Source organism: Vibrio sp. 2033, from assembly GCF_033339735.1.
The window spans coordinates 1-515 of sequence record NZ_JAWOVC010000848.1; the positions used below are offsets into that span (position 1 = coordinate 1).

Consider the following 515-nt stretch of genomic DNA (forward strand, 5'->3'; position numbering starts at 1 on the left):
GTCTGGGCGGCATCGGTCTTTCAGCGATCATCGGTGCGCGCATGGCAGGTGCAAGCCGCATCATCGGTATCGACATCAACGAAAGCAAATTCGACCTAGCTAAACAACTTGGTGCTACAGACGTCATCAACCCACAAAAATTCGACAAGCCAATTCAAGAAGTGATTGTTGAAATGACGGATGGCGGTGTGGACTACTCATTCGAATGTATCGGTAACGTCAACGTAATGCGTCAAGCGCTTGAGTGCTGTCACAAAGGTTGGGGTGAGTCGGTGATCATCGGTGTTGCGGGTGCGGGTCAAGAGATCTCAACTCGTCCATTCCAGCTGGTTACGGGTCGTGTATGGCGCGGCAGTGCGTTCGGTGGCGTTAAAGGTCGCTCTGAGCTTCCAGAAATCGTAAACCGCTACATGGCGGGTGAGTTTGGCTTACAAGAGTTCATTACTCACACGATGGGCTTGGAAGACGTAAACAAAGCATTTGATCTGATGCACGAAGGTAAGAGCATCCGTACC

General features: G+C 51.1%; 1 protein-coding gene. It reads left to right on the forward strand.

Features of this window, described 5'->3' with window-relative positions:
• Positions 1 to 515, forward strand: a 515-nt coding sequence (locus R7P74_RS29435; protein WP_318124282.1) for a zinc-binding dehydrogenase, incomplete at both ends; no start/stop codon positions are given.